The sequence below is a fragment of the Microcystis sp. M090S1 genome (assembly GCF_020246295.1).
Classification (GTDB): Bacteria; Cyanobacteriota; Cyanobacteriia; order Cyanobacteriales; family Microcystaceae; genus Microcystis; species Microcystis aeruginosa.
Genome location: NZ_JADBTF010000160.1, coordinates 1 through 4,933, shown reverse-complemented (window position 1 = coordinate 4,933; position 4,933 = coordinate 1). Strand labels below are relative to the sequence as shown.

The following is a 4,933-nucleotide window of genomic DNA, read 5'->3' as shown; positions in this document are numbered from 1 at the left end:
TCCCTTGATAGAGAGGTTGACCTTTAATCACCATCACATCGGGATAGGTGTAAATACTATAATCTGACAGCCATAAACGCACCGTTTCCATGTAGGTATAATAATCTTGATTATTGATATTTAAGGGAAAATTACGGCAAAAATTTAGACAAATCTGATTGTGATTAGTGGTGGCTCCTACCATTGGGATAATTTCTCCTTGACGATATTCATTTTTATCCTCGGACGTTTCCTCTAGGGCGAGATATTCTTCGGGAGTATAATATTTAGTTTCAGTAGCGGTTAACATTTTTGACTCTCCTTCCTATTCTATTTTCTAGGATACAGCATTTCCCTAAAAAGAGATAAAGTTATCCTTGAGCAAGGTTATCAATTGAGTTACTCGGATCATATTTTTTCCTTAATCTCTGGCAAAAAATGCGGAGAAATCCATAATTAAAAATCTAAGTATCAAAATTGCTCACTTCAAGAGTTAAGATAAACTAGATAAATAGTTTTATGTTTAGTTTCTCCTATGTTTAACTGGTTCCGTCGTCAGAAAGTCCAACCCGAACAAGAACAAGCACCCCCTGCACCCGTAGAGGAAACCCCCAGCGAGGCAACCAGTCAGGAAGACTATTTAGATTGGGCCAAAAAAGCCTTTAAAAATATTCAAGAGAAAAAAGCCACGGCCGAGGCCGTCGTGAGCGAAACCCCTGAGACATCTATTGCTGAAACCGAACCTCTGCAAGAGGAAGAACCGGTTAAAGAAGAAGAAACCGAGGATAATACCCCCGCATGGCTGAAAAAATCCGATCGCCTCGAAATTCTCAAAGAAACCGCCATCGAAACCCCTACAGAACCAGATGAGGACTTTATCTGGTCCGCCAAAGTTTTAGCCAATCAGGGACGACAAGCAGAGGACGTTTCGGAAGAAGAAATCACTTGGTTAAAAAAATTGCGTCAGGGTTTAGGCAAAACGCGCCGCAGCTTGGTCAATCAGCTTAAGGCCGTGGTCGGTCAGGGTCCCCTCAATCAAGATGCGGTGGAGGAAATCGAAGCTTTATTGCTTCAGGCCGATGTGGGGGTAGATGCCACCGATTATATTATCACTACCCTCCAAAATAAGCTAAAACAGGAAGCTTTGCCCCCCGAAAAAGCGATCGAATATCTCAAAGAAATTATCCGCGAGATTTTAGATGCACCTTTAGCCAATTATAGCAACCCCGGTTTTGAGCCAGAAAAAGGCAAATTAAATATCTGGATGCTCACAGGAGTTAACGGAGTGGGTAAAACGACGACTATCGGCAAATTAGCCCATTTATCTAAACAATCTGGCTATAGCTGTATGATCGCCGCTGCCGACACCTTTCGCGCTGCTGCCGTGGAACAGGTGAAAGTTTGGGGAGAGCGATCGCAAGTCGAAGTAATTGCCAACCCGGGCAAAAATACCGACCCGGCCGCCGTGGTGTACGATGGCATCGAAGCCGCTAAATCCAGGGAGGTAGAATTACTCTTAGTGGATACGGCGGGAAGATTGCAGAATAAAAAGAACTTAATGGCAGAATTAAGCAAAATTCGCCGCATTATCGACAAAAAAGCTGAGAGTGCCGTGGTGGAATCGCTTCTAGTTCTCGATGCCACTTTAGGACAAAACGGGCTGCGACAGGCCGAGGTTTTCTCGGAAGCTGCCCAATTAAGCGGCGTGATCCTGACTAAAATCGATGGTACAGCTAAAGGGGGTGTTGCCCTTGCCGTGGCGCGTCAGCTTAACCTACCGATTCGCTTTGTGGGTGCTGGGGAAGGAATCGAGGATCTGCGGCCTTTTTCCAGTTACGAATTCGTGGAAGCTTTACTGAGTGGCGATTGATCTCACCCTAGCTATCTTTCATAATCTTTTCATGGTTGCTTCATAATTGTCTCATTTTTAGTTATGCTAGAACTGGAGACTCAGGGTAACAACTATGCAAAGGACAATTACAGTTAGTCATCTGGGAGTATATTATCGCGGCGTGGAAGCCCTACGGGATATCACCCTGAAAATTTATCCAGGACGATTAACCGGTATTATCGGTCCCAACGGTGCGGGCAAAAGTACCCTGATCAAAGCCATGCTAGGATTAATTCCCGTACAACAGGGAAGCGTTAACTATCAAGGGCAATCTCTACAGCAACAACTGGATAAAGTCGCTTATGTTCCCCAAAGATCTCAAATCGACTGGACCTATCCCGTCACCGCTTGGGATGTGGTAATGATGGGGAGAGTCAGAAAAACGGGTTGGTTTCGTCCTTTTTCCCATATTAGTCGTCAACAGGCTTTAAATGCCCTAGAACGGGTGGAAATGGCTGATTTACGCCATCGTCCCCTCGGTCAGCTGTCGGGGGGACAACAGCAAAGAGTCTTTTTAGCCAGATCTTTGGCCCAAGAAGCGGAGATTTTCTGTTTTGATGAACCTTTCGTTGGGGTAGATCAAAAAACCGAGGGGGTTCTTTTTAATATCTTTGGTGAGTTAGCCCAAGAAAATAAAATTGTCCTGGTGGTTAACCATGATTTAGGCGAATCTATCACCCATTTTGCTGATTTAATCCTCTTAAATAAAGAATTGATCCTCGCCGATCAACGATCTAAGGTCTTAACCGATTTTAATCTCCGGCGCGCCTATGGGGGTAAAGTCTCCTTCTACGATGCCATGACACTACCAGATCATCCCCGATCGAGTCTCGATTATCTCGATCGCCTCTGGAAAAACAATGCGATAAACTAGAAGCGAAGATATTTTGGCTGACTGCCGATAGGGACACCAATGAAAACTATTTCCCCGCAAGAAGTAACAGGAACGATCGAACTGGCTCCTAACTATCGAATTCCCCTGTTTTTGGTAATTTTATCGCTGCCTTTACTCTTTTTACAGGTCTGGCTGGGCATAATTTTCTCCCTGTTAGGGCTATTCTTGATGTTCCAGACTACCCGCATTCGCCTCCAGTTTACCCCCACTTCCTTAGATGTCTATCTGTCCGGGCAACAAATTCGCTCCTTTCCCTACCAAGAATGGCAAAATTGGCGGATTTTCTGGAATAAAGTCCCGATCCTATTTTATTTCAAAGAAATTAACAGCATTCATTTTTTGCCCATTATCTTTGACAGCGCAACCCTGAGACTGTGCCTCGAAAAATACTATCCTTTAGCAGCATCGCAAGCGATCGACTCAGAAGCGAACTAAGATTGAGTTAAAATAAAATCTAGCTAATAGCGTCTTAAGTAGGTAAGTGTTAAAAATTGTCAGATCCCCCCGCCTATCGGCACCCCCCTTATTAAGGGGGGCAGGGGGGGATCCCCCCGCCTATCGGCACCCCCCTTATTAAGGGGGGCAGGGGGGATCAAAGGCAATATCTATCGTCTATTAATTAGAACCACTTACTTAATTGCCTGCCTTGGCCCTTTGTTCGCTCTGCATTTCTAAAGCCGATGAATTCAGAAGATTTTAATGTTTTACCCCTTGACAAAATGACAGACTTACCCGATGAATCTGTCGAAGAATTTAGTTTTGATGATCTCTGGAACGATCGCCCGGTAGAGAATCCCCTGCCATCGGAAATCGCCCCCGAAGGCGAATTAGTTCCCCCAGCGCAAGCGCAACCCCTGCGGGAGGAAATCTCGGCTCTAGAACGGCAAAAACAGAGCCTAGCGGCAGAAATCTCGGCGTTAAAAGCGGAAAAAGAACGCTTGATCGCCGAAGAACTAGGGGATATCAAAGCTCAAATCGAAAGAATGCTCAAGGAAGGCGTAAAAGACCTAGAACAACGCAAACAGGCTTTAGAATTGGCGATCGAACAGTTAGAACGCCGTCGTGAGCGTATTCGGCAGGAAATGCGGAGTAGTTTCGCCGGAGTCTCCCAGGATATGGCCGTGCGGGTTCAGGGATTTAAAGACTATCTGGTGGGCAGTTTACAGGATTTGGCTGCGGCTGCCGAACAGTTGGAATTACCCCGTTTTGAAACCCCCGAAAAATCCCCCCGCTCCGTGGAACCCCCCCTGCGGACCGAACGGGAGGAAAACCCGCGCCCATCCCGTGGCAGTCAAGGCCGGGATTATCGCGAAGAAAGTCCCCGTCCCCCCCGCACCAGTAACCAGGGCCAGGATAATTGGCAAGAACCCCGTCGTTCTAACCGTTCGGGTTATGAATCGGAACCGGTGGGGCAATCCACCCCTAGACAGGGCTTTTCTGAGCAAAATCAGCGCATCCAAACTCTTTTAGACCGTTATCGCAGTCGTCCTGATTATTACGGTCCCCCTTGGCAATTACGGCGCACTTTTGAACCAATTCACGCCGAACGGGTGCAACAGTGGTTCTTTAAACAGGGGGGCCGGGGTACTGTTCGCGGTATGGGCAGCCGTCTCCAGAATATTCTGGTCGCTTCGGCAATTATCTCGATTATGGCGGAATTACAGGGCGATCGCTTCCGTTCTCTAGTTCTGGCTAATAGTCCCGAACGTTTAGGCGAATGGCGGCGCGGCCTCCAAGATTGTCTCGGCATTTCCCGCGCCGATTTTGGACCAGACCGCGGCATCGTTCTCTTTGAGTCTCCCGAAGCTTTAATTCAAAAAGCGGAACGTTTAATCGAGGATAAGTATTCACCGCTCATTATCATCGATGATACCGAAGAACGGCTCAATTTCGCTCTTTTACAATTCCCCTACTGGTTAGCTTTTGCCCCTGAACCTCAACAAAGTTCTAGTTATTGGTATTAACTAATTAGGGCTTGCTGAATAAAGGTGAAATGTAGGCAAGGTAAGGGTTTTGTGGCTTTACGAGCGAAACAGGTGCAAGATTTTGAGAGAATCGTGCTTCAAAACCTTGCGTCTTCATCGGCCCGCGTCCTGTAGGGGCGAAGCATTCGGATAAAAAATCTACGGTTTCACCGATAGGTTATTGCCCGAATGCTTCGCCCGTAC

General features: G+C 46.6%; 5 protein-coding genes. 4 read left to right on the top strand and 1 reads right to left on the bottom strand.

Translation table 11 applies throughout. The features are described from left to right. A partial coding sequence (locus IM477_RS07185) for a Uma2 family endonuclease (RefSeq protein ID WP_287731129.1) occupies positions 1 to 289 on the bottom strand: 289 nt, incomplete at its 3' end. 225 nt (positions 290 to 514) lie between these two features. Here IM477_RS07185 and ftsY point away from each other — a divergent pair. From ftsY to IM477_RS07165, 4 genes are all read left to right on the top strand, one after another. Further along, positions 515 to 1,849: a signal recognition particle-docking protein FtsY gene (ftsY, locus tag IM477_RS07180; protein ID WP_061431710.1), complete on the top strand. Its 1,335-nt coding sequence runs from the start codon at positions 515 to 517 to the stop codon at positions 1,847 to 1,849. Positions 1,850 to 1,943: 94 nt separating this feature from the next. Beyond that, positions 1,944 to 2,744: a metal ABC transporter ATP-binding protein gene (locus IM477_RS07175; RefSeq protein ID WP_287731128.1), complete on the top strand. Its 801-nt coding sequence runs from the start codon at positions 1,944 to 1,946 to the stop codon at positions 2,742 to 2,744. 39 nt (positions 2,745 to 2,783) lie between these two features. Further along, entirely contained in the window at positions 2,784 to 3,200 is a 417-nt protein-coding gene (locus tag IM477_RS07170; protein ID WP_002777863.1) for a DUF3119 family protein, read from the top strand. A 245-nt stretch (positions 3,201 to 3,445) separates the two neighbouring features. Continuing rightward, complete coding sequence (locus IM477_RS07165) at positions 3,446 to 4,729, top strand: DUF3086 domain-containing protein (protein ID WP_287731127.1); 1,284 nt, start codon at positions 3,446 to 3,448, stop codon at positions 4,727 to 4,729. Positions 4,730 to 4,933 lie beyond the last annotated feature (204 nt).